Source organism: Lutibacter oceani (assembly GCF_003384935.1).
Lineage (GTDB): Bacteria > Bacteroidota > Bacteroidia > Flavobacteriales > Flavobacteriaceae > Lutibacter > Lutibacter oceani.
In genome coordinates this window covers 314,470-333,224 of the sequence record NZ_QTTQ01000010.1, presented here as the reverse complement: position 1 = coordinate 333,224, position 18,755 = coordinate 314,470, and the positions used below count along the sequence as shown (strand labels likewise).

Here is an 18,755-nt window from a genome sequence, read left to right as displayed (position 1 = left end):
TAGTATGTTAAAATTTATTAAACATAATTTAGAAGGTATTGATGGGGTAGAAATTTACCCAATAATTTCTTTACTATTATTCTTTATAGTTTTTGTAACAATGATTGTATTTGTTTTTAAACTGCCAAAGAGAAGTATAGATGAAGTAAGCCAATTACCTTTAGATAACGATAATAACAAAGAATTTAATCATGAATAAAAATTCAGAAAATATATCAGGTTGGAAAAAGTTTATGAAATCCATAACTAAGGCCCACGAGTTAGGAACCGAAGAAGATATAATGCTAGATCACGATTATGATGGCATTAAGGAATTAGATAATGTGTTACCACCTTGGTGGCTTGCGGGTTTCTATATAACTATAGCAATTAGTATTTTTTATTATACACAAGTGTTTTTTAATTCAGAAAAGTATAGTCAAAAAGAAGAGTTTGCTACAGAAGTAGCAGAAGGTAAAGCTGCTATTGAAGCGTATAAAGAAGCAAATCCACAATTATTTGATGACAGCAATATTGTTGCATTAACTGATGAGGAAAGTATAGCCAAAGGAAAAGAATTATTTGCTTCAAAAACTTGTACAGCTTGTCATTTAGTTGATTTAGGAGGAAGTATTGGACCTAACTTAACCGATAATCATTGGGTTTTAGGAGGTGGAGTAAAGAATATTTACAACACTATTTCTAAAGGAGGTAGACCAGGAAAAGGTATGATTGCTTGGGAAAGCACAATTAGTAGAGATGAAAGAATTTTGTTAGCGAGCTATATTATTTCTATGCAAGGCACAGCACCAGCAACGCCAAAAGCTGCAGAAGGAGATATTATTTGGCCAGCTGAATAATATATTTAAAAAATTATCTCTCTCCTGAGAGATATGTTTTTGATTTTTTTAGTTAGTAGTAAATTCGGGGAGCAAAGTAGTAGGTTTATAATAAATAAAATTAAATCAACTTCTTTTTCCCCGTTTTTTTGTCACTTTTGTTTCGTCTAACTAAACTAATAAACAATAAATTTGTCATATAAATTTTAGAAGTTTATTCAATTTAATATGGAAAAAGAAACCAAAGAAAGATTTAGAGATTCAATTGCTACAATTGATGAAAGTGGAAAAAGGAATTTTATTTTTCCAAAAAAACCAAAAGGAAGGTTTTATAATTATAGAACAATAGTTAGTTGGATTTTACTTGCTTTTTTAATAGCCGCTCCATTTATAAAAATAAAAGGAAACCAGTTTCTACTTTTTAATGTTTTAGAACGAAAATTTCACATTTTTGGTTTTCCTTTTTGGCCTCAGGATTTTCATTTATTAGTAATTTCAATGCTGGTAAGTGTTGTTTTTATAATATTATTTACAGTGGTATTTGGAAGAATATTTTGTGGCTGGATGTGTCCACAAACTATTTTTATGGAAATGGTTTTTAGAAAAGTAGAATACTTAATTGAAGGAGATAGGGCAAAGCAAATAAAACTTGATAAGCAAAAATGGGATGCTGAAAAAATTAGAAAAAGAATATTGAAATGGTTTATATTCTTTATAATTTCATTTATAATTTCTAATGTTTTTTTAGCATATATTATTGGTTCAGATAATGTAATGGGTTATATAACTGATGGTCCTGTAGCACATTTAAGTACACTTGTTTATTTATTGGTTTTTACAGGAGTTTTCTATTTTGTATTTGCTTGGTTTAGAGAGCAAGTTTGTATTATTGTTTGTCCTTATGGAAGATTACAAGGTGTATTGTTAGATAATAAATCAATAAATGTTGCGTATGATTTTGTTAGAGGTGAAGGTGAAAACGGGCGTAAAAAATTAAGAAAGGACGAGAATAGAGATGAATTAGGATATGGAGATTGTATTGATTGTAAACAATGTGTACAAGTTTGTCCAACAGGTATTGATATTAGAAACGGAACACAATTAGAATGTATTAATTGTACAGCTTGTATTGATGCTTGTGATGACATAATGGATAAATCTGGATTTGATAGAGGTTTAATTAGATATGCTTCAGAAGACAATATTGAGAAAAAAGAAAAATTTAAATTTAATGCCCGATTAATAGCATATTCTGTTATTTTAACTATATTAATTGGAGTGTTAGTTACTATGTTATTTTTACGTAATGATGTGGAAGCTACAATTTTAAGATTACCAGGACAAACGTTTCAAAGTACTGATACTACTATAAAAAATGTGTATACAGTAAAATTAATAAATAAAACAACCGAAGCTATTGAGGATGTAGAAATTAAGTTAATTTCTCATAAAGGAACAGTAGATTTAGTTGGTGGGAACTTAAATATTGCAAAACAAGCATTACAAGGAGGTACTTTATTTATTGAAATTAATAAAAAAGACCTAAATTCGTCCAAAGAAAAATTAGAAATTGGGATTTATTCAAAAGGAAAATTAATTGAAACAACTAAAACTAATTTTATGGGTCCTATAAAAATAAAATAAATGAAATTAAAAATAACTTGGCCAGCAGCAATTATATTTTCAATAGTGGCATTTATGGTATTTATATTGTCTTTTGTTTATAAAGTAACATTTTTACCTGAGTATGACCATCATTTAGTATCGGAAGAGTATTATAAAGATGAGTTGAATTACCAAAAAGAAATTGACAAAGAAAATAAAGGTATTGCATTAAATGAGAATGTTATAGTAAAAAAAGTAACCGAGGGGTTGTTAATAACGTTTCCAAAAGAGTTTAATCCTTCAGATATTACAGGTACTATTTCGTTTAAAAGATTATCTAATGATAAAATAGATTTCAATGAGCCAATAAAATTGGTAACAAATGAATTTTTAATTAAAGATGAAAATTTAGTTGAAGGTAGATGGGACGTGAAGATAGAATGGAGTGTTTTTGATGATACTTATTTATTTAAAGAGAAACTAATGTATTAATATGTTATGGACGGCTTTAGTATTAGGATTGGCAGGAAGCTTTCATTGTATTGGAATGTGTGGGCCAATTGCGTTTGTTTTACCAGTTGACAGATCATCTAAATCTAAATTAATATTTCAAACTTTTTTATATCACTTGGGAAGAATAATTAGTTATTCTCTAATTGGTTTACTTTTTGGTATAATTGGTAAAGGCCTTTATTTAGCAGGTTTTCAACAACGTTTATCTATTTTAATGGGGGTTGTTATGATTGCTTTGGTTTTAATACCTATTTCAATATTTAATAAATACAATTTTACAAAACCACTATATAAAATTATTGGTCAAATAAAACAAAAATTAGGTTCTTATTTAACCAAAAAATCAAATAAAGCAATTTTTTCTATTGGCTTTTTTAATGGGTTTTTACCTTGTGGGCTTGTTTATATGGCGTTACTTGGTTCAATATCAGTAGGTAATATTTTTAATGGTTCTTTATATATGGTCTTATTTGGAATTGGAACAATTCCTTTAATGACAGGAGCTATATTTTTAGGAAATTTTGTAAATTTATCAATACGAAATAAGATTCAAAAAGCTATTCCTGTATTTGTAGTTATAATTGGATTATTATTTATATTGCGTGGATTAGGTTTAGGTATACCGTATATCTCTCCTTCGGATGCGAAATTACAAATTTCAAATAATCCAGCTGATTGTTTAACCATAGAAAAGGTAGAATAAATATGAAAGAAACTCCAAGGTTAACTCGTGAAGATTTTGAAAAAGTATCTTCAAATAAAGAACTTTTAGATATTATCAGCGAAAAAAATATTTCTATTGATAAAGTAAAAAATAGAATATTTTATGAAGATGAACTAAAAAAATTACAAATTGAATTAGTAAAATTACAACGTTGGATTTCTAAAAATAAAAAAAGAGTTGCTATTATTTTTGAAGGTCGCGATGCTGCAGGAAAAGGAGGAAATATTAGAAGGTTTTCAGAACATTTAAACCCACGATCAACACGTTTGGTAGCACTTACAAAACCTACAGAAGTAGAACGAGGACAATGGTATTTTAGGCGCTACATTAAAGAATTACCAAATTCAGGTGAAATTGTATTTTTTGATAGAAGTTGGTATAACCGAGCTGTGGTTGAGCCAGTTATGGGTTTTTGTAATGAAACACAGTATAATAATTTTATGGTTCAAGTTCCAGAGTTTGAACATATGTTATATGAAGATAATCTAGTGCTGATAAAGTTTTGGTTTTCTATTTCAAAAAATGAACAATTAGCAAGGTTTAATGCACGTTTAGAAACTCCGTTAAAGCGTTGGAAATTTAGTCCTGTAGATAAAAAGGGGCAGGAGCTATGGGATAGTTATACACATTACAAAGAACAAATGTTTAGTAAAACCCATACTAGTTATAGCCCTTGGATAATTGTAAGAGCAAACGATAAAAAAGTGGCGCGTTTAGAATGTATCCGTTATGTTTTATCTCAATTTAATTATGAAGGAAAAGATGAAGCATTAACTACTTTATTACCAGACCCAAATATTATAATGAGGTACCACCGTTCATCAAAACAATTAGATTAATTATGGAAGAATTTACATTAACTGACCAAAATGTTGAAATTCTTAATTCTAATAAAGGATTAACAGCATTACTATCAAGAGAGCCTTACAATTTAGAAAAAGCGGTAAGGTATGTTAAATATGAAAAAAGGTTAAAAAAACTGCAAGTTGAGTTAATTAGAATGCAATCTTGGGCAATTAAGGAAAACGAAAGGATTATTATAATTTTTGAAGGAAGGGATGCTGCAGGAAAAGGTGGTGCAATTAGACGTGCAACTGAACGAATGAATCCTCGCCATCTTAGAATTGTAGCTTTACCTAAACCTAATGAAGATGAAAAAACACAATGGTATTTTCAAAGATATGTAAGCCAATTTCCGAAAGGTGGTGAAATTGTATTTTTTGATAGAAGCTGGTATAACCGTGCTGTAGTAGAGCCTGTTAACAAGTTTTGTACCCAGCATGAATATGAGGTGTTTATGAATCAAGTGAACGATTTTGAAAGAATGATTACTGAATCTGGAATTCGTTTGGTTAAAATTTATATGTCCATTTCTAAAAAGGAACAAAAAAAACGTTTTGACGATATTAAAATGAACCCTTTGAAGCAGTGGAAAATGACCGCTGTAGATGAAGCAGCGCAAGAATTATGGGATACTTATACAGACTATAAAGGGAAAATGTTTTCTAAAACAGTTAATGGAGTTGTTCCTTGGAAAATAATAAGAGCGAATAAGAAAACTATTGCAAGAGTAAATGCAATTAACCATATTCTAAAAAGTATTCCTTACGACAAAAAATTAGAGGTCTGATTTTTAAATATTAAAATTTTAAATCCATTTTAATATTTAAAACTCTTGGTGTCATATAATTTGGAATACCATAAAAACGTTTGGAATATACATCTCTAACCCAAGTATTTGTTATAGAGTTTTGAACATCGAACATATTAAATATTTCAAATCCTAAAGCAAATTCTTTAACGTTTTTTAGCCATCTTGTTTTATGTTGGTTGTTGTTGTCAGCAAAAACATAGGAAATACCTATATCGGCTCTTTTATAAGCATTTAACCTATTTTGATAATCAAAAGAATTAGTGTAAGATGGTGAGCCTCCGGGTAATCCGCTGTTAAATACTAAATTTAAATACATTTTTATGTTTGGTATATTTGGTACATAATCTTGAAATAACATTCCAAATTTAAAGCGCTGATCAGTAGGGCGAGCAATATAACCTTGATTATTATAATTTTCTTCAGTTTTTAAAAAACCAATACTTACCCAACTTTCAGTTCCTGGCACAAACTCGCCATTAAGTCTTAAATCAACTCCAGTTGCATAAGCTTCTGCATTATTATTTGCACGATATCTTATTTTTACATTATCAACGGTATAAGTATTTACATTGCTTAAATTTTTATAATATACTTCAGAAACTAATTTAAAAGGTCTGTTCCAAATATTAAAACTATAATCATTTCCAACTACAACCTGAAGAGATTTTTGTGTAGCGACTGTTGTATTTATATTGCCATTAAAATCTCTTAAATCTTTATAAAAAGGAGGTTGGTTGTACATGCCTCCTGAAAATCTAAAAAGCATATCTTTTTCCCAATCTGGCTTAATTGCAAATTGTCCACGTAGGCTATAAATAATTTGGTTTGAAGTATTTAAACCCTCACCATTTACGTTCCAATTATGTGATCGCAAACCTATGTTATACCATATTTTATGATTATTCCAATTTTTATTTTTACTGTATTGTACAAACCAAACCAATCTATCAATTTTTACATTATTTTTTGTGTCAATACTTTTATAAGGAGTTAAATTTCCAGAAAATGGTTCATATGGTTGGTTGTTAACTGTTTCATCTGGTGGTCTAACACTAAAACCTACAGAATCAATTATTTCCCATTCTTTAATTTGATCTCTAATGTCTTCGTTTTGATATTTAATACCAAAATCTATTTGGTGATTATTTTTTTTAAAATTAGCCTTAAATTCAGTGTTAATTATTAAAGCATCAATGGAATTACGTGCGTGGTTTAGTTGTGAACCTATTCCTTCAGAAAATTCAACTTCACCAAAATTTTCAGAAGCAAAATCGTTATTTACTTCACCAATATTATAACTTGCCAAAATATCATAATATTCATCTTCAATAGTGTGGTAGGTTGAACTTGTTAAGCTTAAATTTAAATTATCATTTACACTGTAGCCAGCTTTTAAAGCACCAAATGAGGTTTTAAATTTATCTTTTTCTTGTCCGTTATAATAAACAATTAATTCTAAAGGTTCAGCTATTGTCCCAAATTTGGTTCTTCTAGTTTTAGGAGTATAATTGTAATTATTTAATGAATAATTACCTAAAAAATCAATTTTTAATTTTGGATTTATAACATAAGTTAAATATGCTTGTACATCTGTAAAATTAGGGTTTGTATTTGTTTGTATGTCTTTACTATTAATAAACAGGCTATTATTTCTGTAGCGAATCCCAATTAAAGCGCTTAATTTTTTACTGGGCGAAATTCCTTCTAAAGTTAAACTTCCACCTAATAAACTCGTATTTAATGTTACACCATAATTTTGAGGAACTCTATAAGTAATATCTAATACAGAAGATAGTTTATCTCCATATTTGGCCTGAAAGCCACCTGCAGAAAACTTTACATTTTGTACCATATTACCATTTACAAAACTTAAACCTTCTTGCTGACCTGCTCTAACCAAAAACGGTCTATAAACTTCAATACCGTTTACATAAACCAAATTTTCATCAAAATTCCCACCTCTAACATTGTATTGTGTACTTAATTCGTTGTTGTTATTTACGCCGGGTAAAGTCATTAAAATATTTTCTACACCTTGATTTGCTCCTGGTATTTTAGAAATATCTGCAGTATTAATTTTAATTATGCCTTCAGCATCTTTTGTATAATCTTCAACAATTACTTCTGAAATTTCTTCAATTTTAATACTTAAAGTGGGAGAAAATCGAAATGTTTTATTTTTGGGAATATTTATTTTTTTTTGAAGCGATTTATAAGAAATATGACTAAATAAAATTGAAACTTCAAAATTAGCAGGAACATTTAATTGATATTCACCATTTTTATTTGAAGTTGTTCCATTATTTAAATACGATATTGAAACACCTTCTATTGGTTTTTTATCAGTATTTTTTACAATACCCTTAATTGTTGCCGTTTGAGCAGATAAAGTAAGTGTTATTAATAATAAAAAGAATAGGGTAAATGTTTTCAAATTTTGAATCTTATTTTTTTCTAAAAAAAGTAGTATTTAATGTAGTAATATTTCCAACATTATCTGTTACCGAAACCTTTAAGTTATGTTTTGCTGTACTAAATTTTTTATCATTTAAATCATAGGTTAAAACACCTTTTTTAGCATCGTATTCCATTAAAATCCAGGTACCGTCAATTTCTCCTCTGTATGAATTAATTCCAGATTCATTATCACTTATTTTAACTTTTAAGGAACTGAAATTTGTTAGCCATTGCTCATTTTTAAAATTGATTAAATTTATTTTAGGCTCAACATTATCAGTTAATAAAGTGAATTTACCTAATTTTTTAGTTGAAGTATAAAAAGTTAAATCTTTTTTTACAGTTGTTTCATATTGTGATCTTCCCTTATCATTAATTGAAGCAATATATAACTGCTTTTTTTCATTTTCAGAATAATTTGAAACATCAAAAGTTAGCGTATATTTTTTATCTAAAGGAACTGTAGGAGTATGTACTTTTACAATAGAATCCTTTACATCAAAATCTAAGTAAAAGTTTTTATAAAAAGTATACTTAGGAAAAGCAACAGTAATGCCATTTAGGCTAAATTTATTAAAGGTGTCTCTATCAATTTTAAAAGGAGTTGTTGGTTCATCATTTTTTACCAAAATACTGTCTTTTTTTCCAGTAATTGGAATTGTAATTTTTTGACTATTCCCTTTAAAATCTTTTGCAATAATTTCAACATTATAATTCAATCCATCTTCAACATTTATATAACCATTATTATTAGATTTTTTATATAAGCTTAATTTATTGGAGGGCTCAATAAAACACTTTTGAATACGTTGTTTTAAATTGACAAAACGCTCATAATCAATAAGCAAATTAATGTATTTACTTTCAGAGAAAGAAAATGATGTAGCATTAAATTCGTGTATTTTTTCCCCATTCACTTTCATTTCTAAATTATATAAACCATTTTTATTATATGCACCATCTAATTGATCATATGCATTTATCCCAAAACTTATTTTACCAAAAGCAGCGATGTTTTTTGAAATTAAATCACCATTTTTAAGTTGAACTAATGAAATTTGAGTTGGCTTAGAAATTTTGTTAATATGAGCATCTTCACTTAAACTGTATCCAATTAAAGTGTTGATTTTTGGTTTTTTAGAGTCGTTAATATTAACACCAAAAAGCATAGGATTTATGGGCTTTTCGGTTTTTGTATCTCTTATTTCAAAATGTAAATGTGGACCACCTGAACCACCTGTGTTTCCTGAAAGTGCTATAATCTCATTTTCAGAAATTGGTAGCGTTGAGGCTGAAGGAAATAATTGTATTTCAAAACTTTCTTTTGCATATTGTTGTTTTTTAACATATGCTTCAATTTTTTTATTAAATTTTTTCAAATGTGCATATACACTTGTGTACCCGTTTGGATGCGTAATATAAATAGCTTTTCCATACCCCCAATGTGAAATTTTAATTCTTGATACGTACCCAGCGGCGGCAGTTACAACATTTAATCCCTCTCTTCCTTCAGTTTTTATATCAAGTCCAGAGTGAAAATGATTTGATCTTAATTCTCCAAAAGTACCTGATAAAAACAAAGGAATTTCTAACGGATTATTAAAATAATTGGCTGGATATAAATAGTTAGAGTTAGCATTCCCTTGACTAAAACTATTAAAACAGGTACATAAAATTAAAATTACTATAACTTTTTTCACTTTTATTGTTTTGTGCTAAAATACTAAATAATATTTTTTGTAAACTTTAAAATTTCAACGAATTAATAATAATAAACGTAAGTTTTTTTTAAAATGGTATAAAAACAGTTGTAATATTGACATACTAACACTAACTTTGTCTTTATAGTTTATATTCTTTAGATAAATGAATAATATTACTGAAGTTGTTGATTTATTTGAAAACAAACTCAAAACGCTTTTAGAAAAATTTAATTTTTTGAAAGAAGAAAATGAGTTTTTATATAATAAAATAGCGACTTTAGAAAATCAATTAGCTGGAGAAAAGCGATTTATAAATGAAATTGAAAAAAAATACAATTCATTAAAAATTGCTAAAACTATAGAAGGCAGTAAAGAAGATAGAAGAGAAACAAAACTCAAAATAAATGCTTTAATTCGTGAAATTGATAATTGTATCACCCAATTAAGCGAATAAGATCTTTTAAATGGCAGAATCGTTAAAAATAAAAGTTACCGTTGCAGGAAGAGTATATCCGCTTAATGTGAAAAATGCAATTGAAGAAGAGGGAATGCGTAAAGCTGCAAATAAAATTAATGATTTAGTTAGTAGATATGAGCAGAATTATGCGGTTAGTGATAAACAAGATGTTTTAGCTATGTGTGCGCTACAATTTGCATCATTAATTGAAATAAAAGCCATTAATAAAGAAGAAGATTTAAATGAAGCAATAGAAACAATGAATAAATTAAATGTTTTATTAGATGAACATTTAAAAAAATAAGTTCTTTAAAATAATATTAATTAATAATACTGCCTACATTAGTTATTGTTTGTTAAACTCAACGTCACATTTTTATGAAGAGTGAGTCTGTACTATTAGAGCAAGCCGTCTAGAACGGATCCTCGAACAGTTAGTTAGCTCTAAACTTGTTTTTTAGGAGTTTACATAAAACCCAAACTATTGTAGGTTTTTTTATATATAAATTTGAAATATGGTAGAATATATAATGCCAATAATTATTGGTATAGTAATAGGATTGTCAATTGGTTATGTAATTGCAAAATCACTTGAAAAGAAGAAAGCAACTAAAATTTTAAGAAATACAAAAAAAGAAGCCTCATCTTTAATTAGAGAAGCACAAATTGAAGCCGATGCAATTAAAAAAGATAAAATATTACAGGCTAAGGAAAAGTTTATTGAGCTAAAATCTGAACATGAAAAAGTAATTATTGGGCGTGATAAAAAAATTGCCGATACTGAAAAACGAATTAGAGATAAAGAATCTCAAGTATCTCAAGAACTAGATAAAAATAAAAAATTAAATCACGAATTATCTACTAAAATTAATGACTACAATAAAAAAGTAGATTTTTTAGAAAGAAGAACTGATGAAGTTGATAAATTACATCGTAAACAAGTTGAAAATCTTGAAGTAATCTCTGGTTTATCTGCTGAAGATGCTAAAAAAGAATTGGTAGAATCACTAAAAGATCAAGCAAAATCTGATGCAATGGTTCATATTCAAGATACTATTGAAGAAGCCAAATTAACTGCGCAGCAAGAAGCGCGTAAAGTTATTTTAAATACCATACAACGTGTTGGTGTAGAACAAACGGTAGAAAACTGTGTTTCTGTTTTTAATATAGAATCTGATGATGTAAAAGGAAGAATTATTGGTAGAGAAGGACGTAATATTAGGGCAATTGAAGCTGCAACAGGTGTTGAAATTATTGTTGATGATACACCAGAAGCTATAATTTTATCTTGTTTTGATCCTGTTAGAAGAGAAATTGCGCGTTTATCATTACATAAATTAGTAACTGATGGTAGAATTCATCCTGCACGTATAGAAGAAATTGTAAAGAAAACAGAAAAACAATTACAACAAGAAATTATTGAGGTTGGAAAACGTACTGTAATAGATTTAGGAATACACGGTTTACATCCTGAGCTTATAAAAACTATTGGTAGAATGAAATACCGTTCTTCTTATGGTCAAAATTTATTACAGCATTCACGTGAGGTTGCAAACCTATGTGGTTTAATGGCGGCTGAACTTGGTTTAAACGCTAAATTGGCAAAAAGAGCAGGTCTGTTACACGATATTGGTAAAGTTCCAGAAACGGAAAGTGAATTACCACATGCATTGTTAGGTATGGAATGGGCGGAAAAATACAACGAAAACCCAGAAATTTGTAATGCCATTGGAGCGCACCACGATGAAATTGAAATGAAAACGTTAATTGCACCAATTGTACAAGTTTGTGATGCTATTTCAGGTGCAAGACCAGGTGCTCGTCGTCAGGTGTTGGATTCCTATATACAGCGTTTAAAAGATTTAGAAGATATTGCATTCGGATTTACGGGAGTGCAAAAAGCTTATGCTATTCAAGCGGGTAGAGAATTACGTGTTATTGTTGAAAGTGAAAAAGTTAATGATGCAAAAGCAGCAGAACTTTCTTTTACAATATCACAAAAAATTCAAAACGATATGACCTATCCAGGTCAAGTTAGAGTTACGGTTATTAGAGAAACAAGAGCTGTAAATATCGCCAAATAGTATATATTGTTAAAATAAATTAAATGTTAAAAATCTCGCTTTGGCGAGATTTTTTTTATTTTCTTGGGTGAAAAGTATTAACAACTTCTTTTAGAAAACTTCTATCCAAATGCATATAAATTTCTGTTGTAGTAATACTTTCATGACCTAACATTTGCTGAATAGCTCTTAAATCGGCTCCACGTTCTAATAAATGTGTAGCAAAAGAATGTCTAAATGTATGTGGACTTATTTTCTTTTTTAAATCTATTTTAATAGCTAAGTTTTTTACAATGGTAAAAATCATTACACGTGTTAAATTTTTACCCCGTCTGTTTAAAAATACAGTATCTTCAAATCCTTTTTTTACGTTTATATGAACCCTAATATCATTTATGTAATTGGCAATGTATTTTTGAGTTTGTGTATTAATTGGAACAAACCGCTGTTTATTACCCTTTCCTATAACTCGTATAAATCCTTCTTCAAAAAACAAATCGGAGAGTTGTAAGCCAACCAATTCAGATACTCTTAACCCACAACTGTACAATGTTTCAATAATGGTTCTGTTTCGTTCACCTTGTGGTTCACTTAAATCAATAGCATTAATTAATAAATCAATGTCTTCAATAGATAATGTATCAGGTAATTTTAAACCAATTTTTGGAGTTTCAATTAAATCGGTTGGATTGTTTTTTCTGTAATCTTCAAAAATCAAATAATCAAAAAAATTACGAAGACCAGAAATTAATCTTGCTTGTGAACGCGCATTTATTGTTTTAGAAATAGTATAAATAAAGTTTTGAATGTTATCTTCATCAACTGAAATTGGTGTTACTTTTATCTGATTTTCTTCAAGATAGTTTATTAATTTTTTAACATCACTACTGTAACTTTCAATAGAATTTTTTGCTAAGCCTTTTTCAATTTTTAAATAAGTAATATAATCTGTTAATGCACTATTCCATTTCATGTGTCTTTCTTATTATTTTTAAAATGTCAGATGCTATTCGCTAAAATTGATTTTATTTGGAGATAAACTTTTTAGCATGCTCGTTTCATATTGTAAATATAAACATTTAAAAAATTGACTTTAAATAAATTTAAAATTAGAGATTAATTTGAAATTAAGTATCTTAGTTAAACTAATTTTTAATGATATGAAAAAATATATTTTAAGTTTTATAATAGTAATCTTCATTTTGAATTTTAATACTATAAATGCACAAAGTTTAAATCAGTTTGGTTTAAAAGCAGGTGTTAATTTTGTTGATATCAGGGATAAACTCAATGATGATGGAGTTACACATGTAAGTAAAACAGGGTTTTATTTAGGAGCTTTTATGGAATTTAGAAAGGATGTTAATTTTTCCATTCAACCAGAAATGTATTACTCATCAAACAATAATAAAATTGATGAAAAAATAGGGCTATTACATATACCTGTTTTATTTAAGTATAAATTAGGAGATAAATTTGAGGTTTATGGAGGTCCAGAATCTCAATTTTTACTTTCTGTAAAAGGAATTGACATTAATAAAGATAAAAATTATAAGAAGTTTATTTTAGCTGTAAGTGCTGGTTTTGGTTTTATGGTTTCAGATGAGTTTACAATAGATGCGAGATACAATTTGGCTATTTCCAATTATATTGATACGGGTTACCATAATAATCAAAAATTAAATTTTATTCAGGTAGGTTTGGCATATAAATTTGATAATTAATAAAACAACGTTTAAAATAGATAATAATTTTTAAATTTGATGCCAGAAGAATTTACTTCAACTTTATTTATAGAATAAATACTTATGAAAATATTAATATTAAATGGTCCAAACTTAAATTTATTAGGTAAACGTGAACCGGAAATATATGGTAGCTTAACTTTTGAAGCGTATTTTAGTACATTAAAAGAAAAGTACAGTACAATAGACTTACATTATTTTCAAAGTAATATTGAAGGTGAAATAATTGATAAATTGCATGAAGTAGGTTTTAATTTTGATGGTGTAATTTTAAATGCGGGTGCTTATACACATACATCAGTAGCAATTGGAGATGCTATAAAAGGTATTGAAACTCCTGTAATTGAGGTGCATATCTCAAATGTGCATTCTCGTGAAGATTTTCGACATATTTCATATATAGCCCCTAATGCAAAAGGTGTAATTGCTGGTTTTGGTTTAAAAAGCTATGATTTAGCAATTGAAAGTTTTTTGTAATTAAAATTTTTCAAATACTCCCAATCCAAACAGTGCAAAGTCGTATTTAACCGGATCTTTTTTATCCATTATTCTGAGTGAACTATCAAATTCAGCCAATGCTTTGGCATCATTTTGTTTTCTAGTTAGCAAACCTAATTTACGTGCTACATTTCCAGAATGAACATCTAACGGACAGGAGAGTTGAGCAGGAGAGAGGCTTTTCCAAATCCCAAAATCTACTCCAGCGTTATCGTTTCTAACCATCCAGCGCAAAAACATGTTTTTTCGTTTTGCTGCAGAACCTTTTAAGGGATCAGAAATATGTTTTTTTGTTCTTTCCAAATGTGAAATTTCAAAAAAAACATTTTTTAATTGATGAATTGCAGGCTGTGTTGAATATTTTGTTGAATGTTCAGAAAATATAGGTTCTAAGCCATTGTATTTTTTATAAATATGTTGCAGTGCAGTTATAAAATATTTAAAATCTTGGGCATTAAAAGTTCTATGTACAAAACCATTAAAATTATTTAAGTGATGCTTTTTATGGTTCATAACAAAATCATAGGGAGAATTTCCCATAAGCGCCATCATTTTTTCAGCATTTTTTATTATCATTTTTCTATTTCCCCAGGCAATAGTCGCAGTTAAAAATGCTGAAATTTCAATATCTTCTTTTATTGTGAATTGATGAGGAATTTGTATAGGATCACTTTCTATAAATTTTGGATTGTTGTATTCCAATACTTTATCATCTAAAAAGTTTTTAAGTTCTATTTTATTCAATGTTAATTAAAGCTTCTATTTTATTAATAATTTTTTCTGAATCTTCTTGAAAATCAAACCAGTTAATATTCTCATCTTTTTTATTCCAGGTTACTTGGCGTTTAGCAAATCGGCGTGTATTCTTTTTAATTTCCTCAATTGCAAAATCTAAAGTACAATTACCATCAAAATAGTTAAATAACTCTCTGTAACCTACAGTTTGTAGTGCGTTTAAATTTTTATGTTTATATAATAATTTTGCTTCCTCTAATAAACCTTCTTGTATCATAATATCAACGCGTTGGTTAATTCGCTTATACATAATGTCTCTTGGAGCTGAAATCCCAATTTTTATAGGAATAAAATTTCGGATTTCTTTAGGTTTATTTTTAAATTCAGAATAGGTTTTACCAGTTCCAATGCAAATTTCTAAAGCTCTTATTAACCGGTGTGGATTTTCAATTTCAATATTATAATAAGATTCAGGATCTAATTCTTTTAATTTGTTTTGAAGCAATGAAATTTCACCATTTTCAATTTGCTTATTTAATTTTATTCTAATTTCTGGTGATACTTCAGGGAAATAATCTAGGCCATTAATTACTGCGTTGGTATATAAACCACTTCCTCCAACCATAACAACTATAGCATTTTTAGCAAATAATTTAGTTAACTTTTGAAGGGCATCTTTTTCAAATTGCCCAACACTATAGTCTTCAAAAATACTTCTATTTTGTATAAAGTGATGTTTAGCAGCAGCTAATTCATCAGAAGAGGGAACAGCAGTTCCAATTGTCATTTCTTTATAAAACTGACGAGAATCACAGGAAATAATTTCGGTTTTAAAATGTTTTGCTAGTTTAATACTTAATGCTGTTTTTCCAATTGCAGTAGCCCCAATAACAGTAATTAAATAGTTAGCCATGTTACAGTTTTAATCCACATTTATTGCAGTATGCTGCATTATCTAGGTGCATATCCGCACCACAATTTTTACAGTGCTGTGTATTTGTATGAACTTTTTTATCTGTTTTAGCCATTTCAGAAGTAACAATACCTGTTGGAATGGCAATAATTCCATAACCCAAAATCATTACAATGCTGGCAATAAATTGTCCCATAGGTGTATGTGGTGAAATATCTCCATAACCAACTGTGGTTAGTGTAACTATTGCCCAATACATACTGTAAGGAATACTTGTAAAACCATTTTTAGGACCTTCAATTAAATACATTATTGTACCTAAAATAATAGTTAATAATACAACTACAAATAAAAATACAGCAATTTTAATTCTACTGGCTTTTAGTGATTCTGCTAAAGTTTTAGAAGCGCCTAAATAACGTGTTAGTTTTAAAATCCTAAAAACCCTTAAAAGTCGAAGTGCTCTCAATGCTATAAGTGCATGCGTGCCTACAAATATTAAAGAAAGGTATTTTGGGATAGTTGCTAATAAATCTATAACGCCATAGAAACTAAAAATATAGGTGCTGGGCTTTTTTATAGAAATTATACGAGCTAAATATTCAATGGTAAATAAAATGGTTATAATCCATTCAGATATATTAAGAAAATTATGATACTCTTTATCGAAGCTCTCAACACTTTCCAACATTACCAAAATAATACTGGCAATAATTGCAAAAATTAAAATAATATCAAATAACTTACCATTAGGAGTATCTGCTTCATAAATAATTTCATGAAGTTTTACTTTCCAATGCCTATTATCTTTTTGTTTTTCCAATTTATGTTTAACTAAATTTTTTTACTAAAATAAATCTTTTATTTTAATTAAAAACGGATTAGTTTTTAATATATCAAATTCTATATTTTTTTTAATATAATTGGAGTTTTTTGCGAATTGATTACCTGATTAAATAACTCTTTTAATAAGTAATATTCTACATTAAAATAAATAGGTTTTTTAATTTTAAAATCACTTTTCATAGTTATTTTAAAATTTTGATTTTTTCTAATTAGTAAACTAAAATTTCCACCATTATCATTTAGAGCAATAGATTTATTTTTAGGGAATGATTCAATATTAAAATTATCAGGTACTTCTAATGAAAAATTGGTGCTAAATTGTCTTGGATAGCCAAAATCTACTGGATATAACCTGTTTTTTTGCTTAAATGGGTTTTTACTAAATTTTTCATCAAAGAAAGGATTAAAATATATAGTATTTACATTATCTAAATTTTCAATCTTAACTTCAAAATTTTCAATAAGTGGCTTTTCTTTTTCATCTTTATTAATAATTTCATAATTAATTACTTCTAAATCTGTAAAACTACTTTCGAATTCTGAGATTAAATCATCTTCCTGTAGAGAAAAACTTTTTTCCCTTCTTAAAAAAGCATTATAGCCGGAATAATATTTTCTTATTTTACCAATAATTGTCCCATCTTCTTTTAATTCTAACAATGCAGTAAGATTAGTAATATTTTTTTCATTAGGTTTTATATCAATCCAATAGCTATCTTTTTCAAAATCCATTACTCTTCCATAACCATTTAAACACCTAAATGGTAATAAACCGAAGGGCAATAATTTTTCAGTAGCATCAAGTAAAAAATATGTACCATCAATATTCACTTTTGCTATCAGGTAATTAAAATCTGAAATAACAGGGTATAATTTAGTTGCAAAACCATTATTCCTCACTGAAAGCACTACAAGCTCAGCATTTAAATTAGCTAATTTTAAAGCGTTTATAAGGGAGATGTTAATTTCTCCAACATTACCTGTTTTTTTTTCAAATGCATTTTTAACGTTTACATTTTTGAAAATGCTATATTTCTCATTCCATTTAAAGTGGTTTTGTATAAAATAATAAATTGATTTTGCCTTTTCAATTTCTGAAGGTAAACTAGTTATTTCAATAGGTAATTTATCTTTAAAATAATTTGCTTTTTTTATTTGTGTACCAATGTTTTTATCTTTTTTAAATTCTTTATCTACATCCCCCCAAGTTTTAGTGTATTTATAAACTTTGCCATCAAACCACTTGGTTTCAGATAATTCAAATTTTATTTTGGCTAAAAAATTATCAGTATCAGTCATATAATCTTCTTCCTCAAAAGCGGGAATATTTTCCATTTCATAAACAACTTCCTCGCAATCTGAATGTCCACTAAAACCAGTAACTCTAAAACAATTCTTTTTTATTGTTGAAGAATTTGTTTTTAATTTTAAATAGCCTTTTAATTGCCTGTTATAAACATAATTCCCAGGAATAGATGCTTTAAACTGACTAAATAACTTTGGGATATCAGATTGAAATTCCCAACCAGTTAAATTAAATTTAAATGGAGTTTCAATGGTATAAGAAACCTCAATGATACAACCCTCTGTTAAATTTGGCATTGTAAATTTTACTAACTTCCAGTTTTCATTGACCTTTTCTTCAAAAATTTGATCTTTTTCTAAAGGTGTATTCTCTTTAAGGTTGTGAGTTACTGCCTTTATATCCTTAATTTTATCAAAGTTATTTTTATTATTATAAAGTGGAATTGAAAACGAGGCGTTTTTATATCCATCACGATTAAATATTTTTATTTTATAATAATATTTAGTTCTTATTATGATGTTATAACGATCTTCTTTAAATTCGGAATTTCCTGATTCAAATAAAACTAGAGCATTTGCAGTTGAATCTTTTTCATAAATTTTGAGATTTAGTTCTTTACTTGTTATTCCAAAATTATTAGTTGATTTATTTTGTGCAGATGTTATTATAGTTGTTATTAGGATAAATAGTGAAGCAATTTTTTTCATAGTTAATGTGT

19 protein-coding genes and 1 other RNA gene are annotated in these 18,755 nt (G+C 27.9%); 13 read left to right on the top strand and 7 right to left on the bottom strand.

The window, feature by feature from the left end:
- Positions 1-4 precede the first annotated feature (4 nt).
- The 7 genes from BX611_RS06970 to ppk2 (BX611_RS06940) all read left to right on the top strand — a co-directional run bounded on the left by BX611_RS06970 (position 5) and on the right by ppk2 (BX611_RS06940) (position 5,290).
- A complete protein-coding gene (locus BX611_RS06970; protein WP_115879569.1) occupies positions 5-199 on the top strand; it encodes a CcoQ/FixQ family Cbb3-type cytochrome c oxidase assembly chaperone in 195 nt (64 codons plus the stop codon).
- Positions 192-839, top strand: a complete 648-nt coding sequence (locus BX611_RS06965; RefSeq protein ID WP_115879567.1) for a cbb3-type cytochrome c oxidase N-terminal domain-containing protein — start codon at positions 192-194, stop codon at positions 837-839. The genes BX611_RS06970 and BX611_RS06965 overlap by 8 nt, the downstream gene beginning before the upstream one ends.
- A 207-nt stretch (positions 840-1,046) precedes the next feature.
- On the top strand, positions 1,047-2,462 hold the full coding sequence (gene ccoG / locus BX611_RS06960; protein ID WP_115879565.1) for a cytochrome c oxidase accessory protein CcoG: 1,416 nt from the start codon (positions 1,047-1,049) through the stop codon (positions 2,460-2,462).
- Positions 2,463-2,915 (top strand): FixH family protein, encoded by a 453-nt coding sequence (locus BX611_RS06955; RefSeq protein WP_115879563.1) that lies wholly within the window; start codon positions 2,463-2,465, stop codon positions 2,913-2,915.
- 1 nt (position 2,916) lies between these two features.
- Positions 2,917-3,639, top strand: coding sequence for a sulfite exporter TauE/SafE family protein (locus tag BX611_RS06950; RefSeq protein WP_115879560.1), 723 nt, complete (start codon positions 2,917-2,919; stop codon positions 3,637-3,639).
- 2 nt (positions 3,640-3,641) lie between these two features.
- The gene (gene ppk2, locus BX611_RS06945) at positions 3,642-4,499 is read left to right on the top strand and encodes a polyphosphate kinase 2 (protein WP_115879558.1); all 858 of its coding nucleotides are present in this window, start codon (positions 3,642-3,644) and stop codon (positions 4,497-4,499) included.
- A gap of 2 nt (positions 4,500-4,501) precedes the next feature.
- Complete coding sequence (gene ppk2 / locus BX611_RS06940) at positions 4,502-5,290, top strand: polyphosphate kinase 2 (RefSeq protein WP_115879556.1); 789 nt, start codon at positions 4,502-4,504, stop codon at positions 5,288-5,290.
- Positions 5,291-5,300: 10 nt separating this feature from the next.
- On the opposite strand, the gene BX611_RS06935 is transcribed toward ppk2 (BX611_RS06940), so the two are convergent.
- The gene (locus BX611_RS06935; protein ID WP_115879554.1) at positions 5,301-7,748 is read right to left on the bottom strand and encodes a TonB-dependent receptor; all 2,448 of its coding nucleotides are present in this window, start codon (positions 7,746-7,748) and stop codon (positions 5,301-5,303) included.
- Positions 7,749-7,758: 10 nt separating this feature from the next.
- On the bottom strand, positions 7,759-9,471 hold the full coding sequence (locus BX611_RS06930; protein ID WP_115879552.1) for a M23 family metallopeptidase: 1,713 nt from the start codon (positions 9,469-9,471) through the stop codon (positions 7,759-7,761).
- A 166-nt stretch (positions 9,472-9,637) separates the two neighbouring features.
- Between BX611_RS06930 and BX611_RS06925 the strand changes: the two genes are divergently transcribed.
- The 4 genes from BX611_RS06925 (at position 9,638) to rny (ending at position 12,015) form a co-directional block, all read left to right on the top strand.
- Positions 9,638-9,928, top strand: coding sequence for a hypothetical protein (locus tag BX611_RS06925; protein ID WP_115879551.1), 291 nt, complete (start codon positions 9,638-9,640; stop codon positions 9,926-9,928).
- A gap of 10 nt (positions 9,929-9,938) precedes the next feature.
- Complete coding sequence (locus BX611_RS06920) at positions 9,939-10,235, top strand: cell division protein ZapA (protein WP_115879549.1); 297 nt, start codon at positions 9,939-9,941, stop codon at positions 10,233-10,235.
- A gap of 56 nt (positions 10,236-10,291) precedes the next feature.
- Positions 10,292-10,398: non-coding RNA, 6S RNA (gene ssrS / locus BX611_RS06915), on the top strand.
- A gap of 48 nt (positions 10,399-10,446) precedes the next feature.
- Positions 10,447-12,015 (top strand): ribonuclease Y, encoded by a 1,569-nt coding sequence (gene rny / locus BX611_RS06910; RefSeq protein ID WP_115879547.1) that lies wholly within the window; start codon positions 10,447-10,449, stop codon positions 12,013-12,015.
- A 55-nt stretch (positions 12,016-12,070) separates the two neighbouring features.
- Here rny and xerD read toward each other — a convergent pair whose 3' ends face one another.
- A complete protein-coding gene (gene xerD, locus BX611_RS06905; protein WP_115879545.1) occupies positions 12,071-12,967 on the bottom strand; it encodes a site-specific tyrosine recombinase XerD in 897 nt (298 codons plus the stop codon).
- A 187-nt stretch (positions 12,968-13,154) separates the two neighbouring features.
- On the opposite strand from xerD, the gene BX611_RS06900 reads away from it, so the two are divergent.
- Together BX611_RS06900 and aroQ are read left to right on the top strand one after the other, a co-directional pair.
- Positions 13,155-13,718 carry a porin family protein gene (locus tag BX611_RS06900; protein ID WP_115879543.1) on the top strand — a complete coding sequence of 188 codons (564 nt, stop codon included), beginning with the start codon at positions 13,155-13,157 and terminating at the stop codon, positions 13,716-13,718.
- Positions 13,719-13,802: 84 nt separating this feature from the next.
- Positions 13,803-14,216 carry a type II 3-dehydroquinate dehydratase gene (gene aroQ, locus BX611_RS06895; protein ID WP_115879541.1) on the top strand — a complete coding sequence of 138 codons (414 nt, stop codon included), beginning with the start codon at positions 13,803-13,805 and terminating at the stop codon, positions 14,214-14,216.
- Here aroQ and BX611_RS06890 read toward each other — a convergent pair whose 3' ends face one another.
- The 4 genes from BX611_RS06890 to BX611_RS06875 all read right to left on the bottom strand — a co-directional run bounded on the left by BX611_RS06890 (position 14,217) and on the right by BX611_RS06875 (position 18,744).
- On the bottom strand, positions 14,217-14,981 hold the full coding sequence (locus BX611_RS06890) for a TIGR02757 family protein (protein WP_115879539.1): 765 nt from the start codon (positions 14,979-14,981) through the stop codon (positions 14,217-14,219).
- Entirely contained in the window at positions 14,974-15,885 is a 912-nt protein-coding gene (gene miaA, locus BX611_RS06885; RefSeq protein WP_115879537.1) for a tRNA (adenosine(37)-N6)-dimethylallyltransferase MiaA, read from the bottom strand. The genes BX611_RS06890 and miaA overlap by 8 nt, the downstream gene beginning before the upstream one ends.
- Before the next feature lies 1 nt (position 15,886).
- The gene (locus BX611_RS06880) at positions 15,887-16,708 is read right to left on the bottom strand and encodes an ion transporter (protein WP_115879535.1); all 822 of its coding nucleotides are present in this window, start codon (positions 16,706-16,708) and stop codon (positions 15,887-15,889) included.
- An 80-nt stretch (positions 16,709-16,788) separates the two neighbouring features.
- A complete protein-coding gene (locus BX611_RS06875) occupies positions 16,789-18,744 on the bottom strand; it encodes a DUF3857 domain-containing protein (RefSeq protein ID WP_115879533.1) in 1,956 nt (651 codons plus the stop codon).
- Positions 18,745-18,755: the final 11 nt, after the last annotated feature.

Coding starts and splice junctions, on each gene's coding strand:
- BX611_RS06925 (WP_115879551.1), top strand. CDS start 9,638: ATGAATAATATTACTGAAGTTGTTGATTTATTTGAAAACAAACTCAAA.
- xerD (WP_115879545.1), bottom strand. CDS start 12,967: ATGAAATGGAATAGTGCATTAACAGATTATATTACTTATTTAAAAATT.
- BX611_RS06920 (WP_115879549.1), top strand. CDS start 9,939: ATGGCAGAATCGTTAAAAATAAAAGTTACCGTTGCAGGAAGAGTATAT.
- BX611_RS06970 (WP_115879569.1), top strand. CDS start 5: ATGTTAAAATTTATTAAACATAATTTAGAAGGTATTGATGGGGTAGAA.
- miaA (WP_115879537.1), bottom strand. CDS start 15,885: ATGGCTAACTATTTAATTACTGTTATTGGGGCTACTGCAATTGGAAAA.
- ccoG (WP_115879565.1), top strand. CDS start 1,047: ATGGAAAAAGAAACCAAAGAAAGATTTAGAGATTCAATTGCTACAATT.
- BX611_RS06955 (WP_115879563.1), top strand. CDS start 2,463: ATGAAATTAAAAATAACTTGGCCAGCAGCAATTATATTTTCAATAGTG.
- rny (WP_115879547.1), top strand. CDS start 10,447: ATGGTAGAATATATAATGCCAATAATTATTGGTATAGTAATAGGATTG.
- BX611_RS06875 (WP_115879533.1), bottom strand. CDS start 18,744: ATGAAAAAAATTGCTTCACTATTTATCCTAATAACAACTATAATAACA.
- aroQ (WP_115879541.1), top strand. CDS start 13,803: ATGAAAATATTAATATTAAATGGTCCAAACTTAAATTTATTAGGTAAA.
- BX611_RS06965 (WP_115879567.1), top strand. CDS start 192: ATGAATAAAAATTCAGAAAATATATCAGGTTGGAAAAAGTTTATGAAA.
- BX611_RS06900 (WP_115879543.1), top strand. CDS start 13,155: ATGAAAAAATATATTTTAAGTTTTATAATAGTAATCTTCATTTTGAAT.
- ppk2 (WP_115879556.1), top strand. CDS start 4,502: ATGGAAGAATTTACATTAACTGACCAAAATGTTGAAATTCTTAATTCT.
- ppk2 (WP_115879558.1), top strand. CDS start 3,642: ATGAAAGAAACTCCAAGGTTAACTCGTGAAGATTTTGAAAAAGTATCT.
- BX611_RS06950 (WP_115879560.1), top strand. CDS start 2,917: ATGTTATGGACGGCTTTAGTATTAGGATTGGCAGGAAGCTTTCATTGT.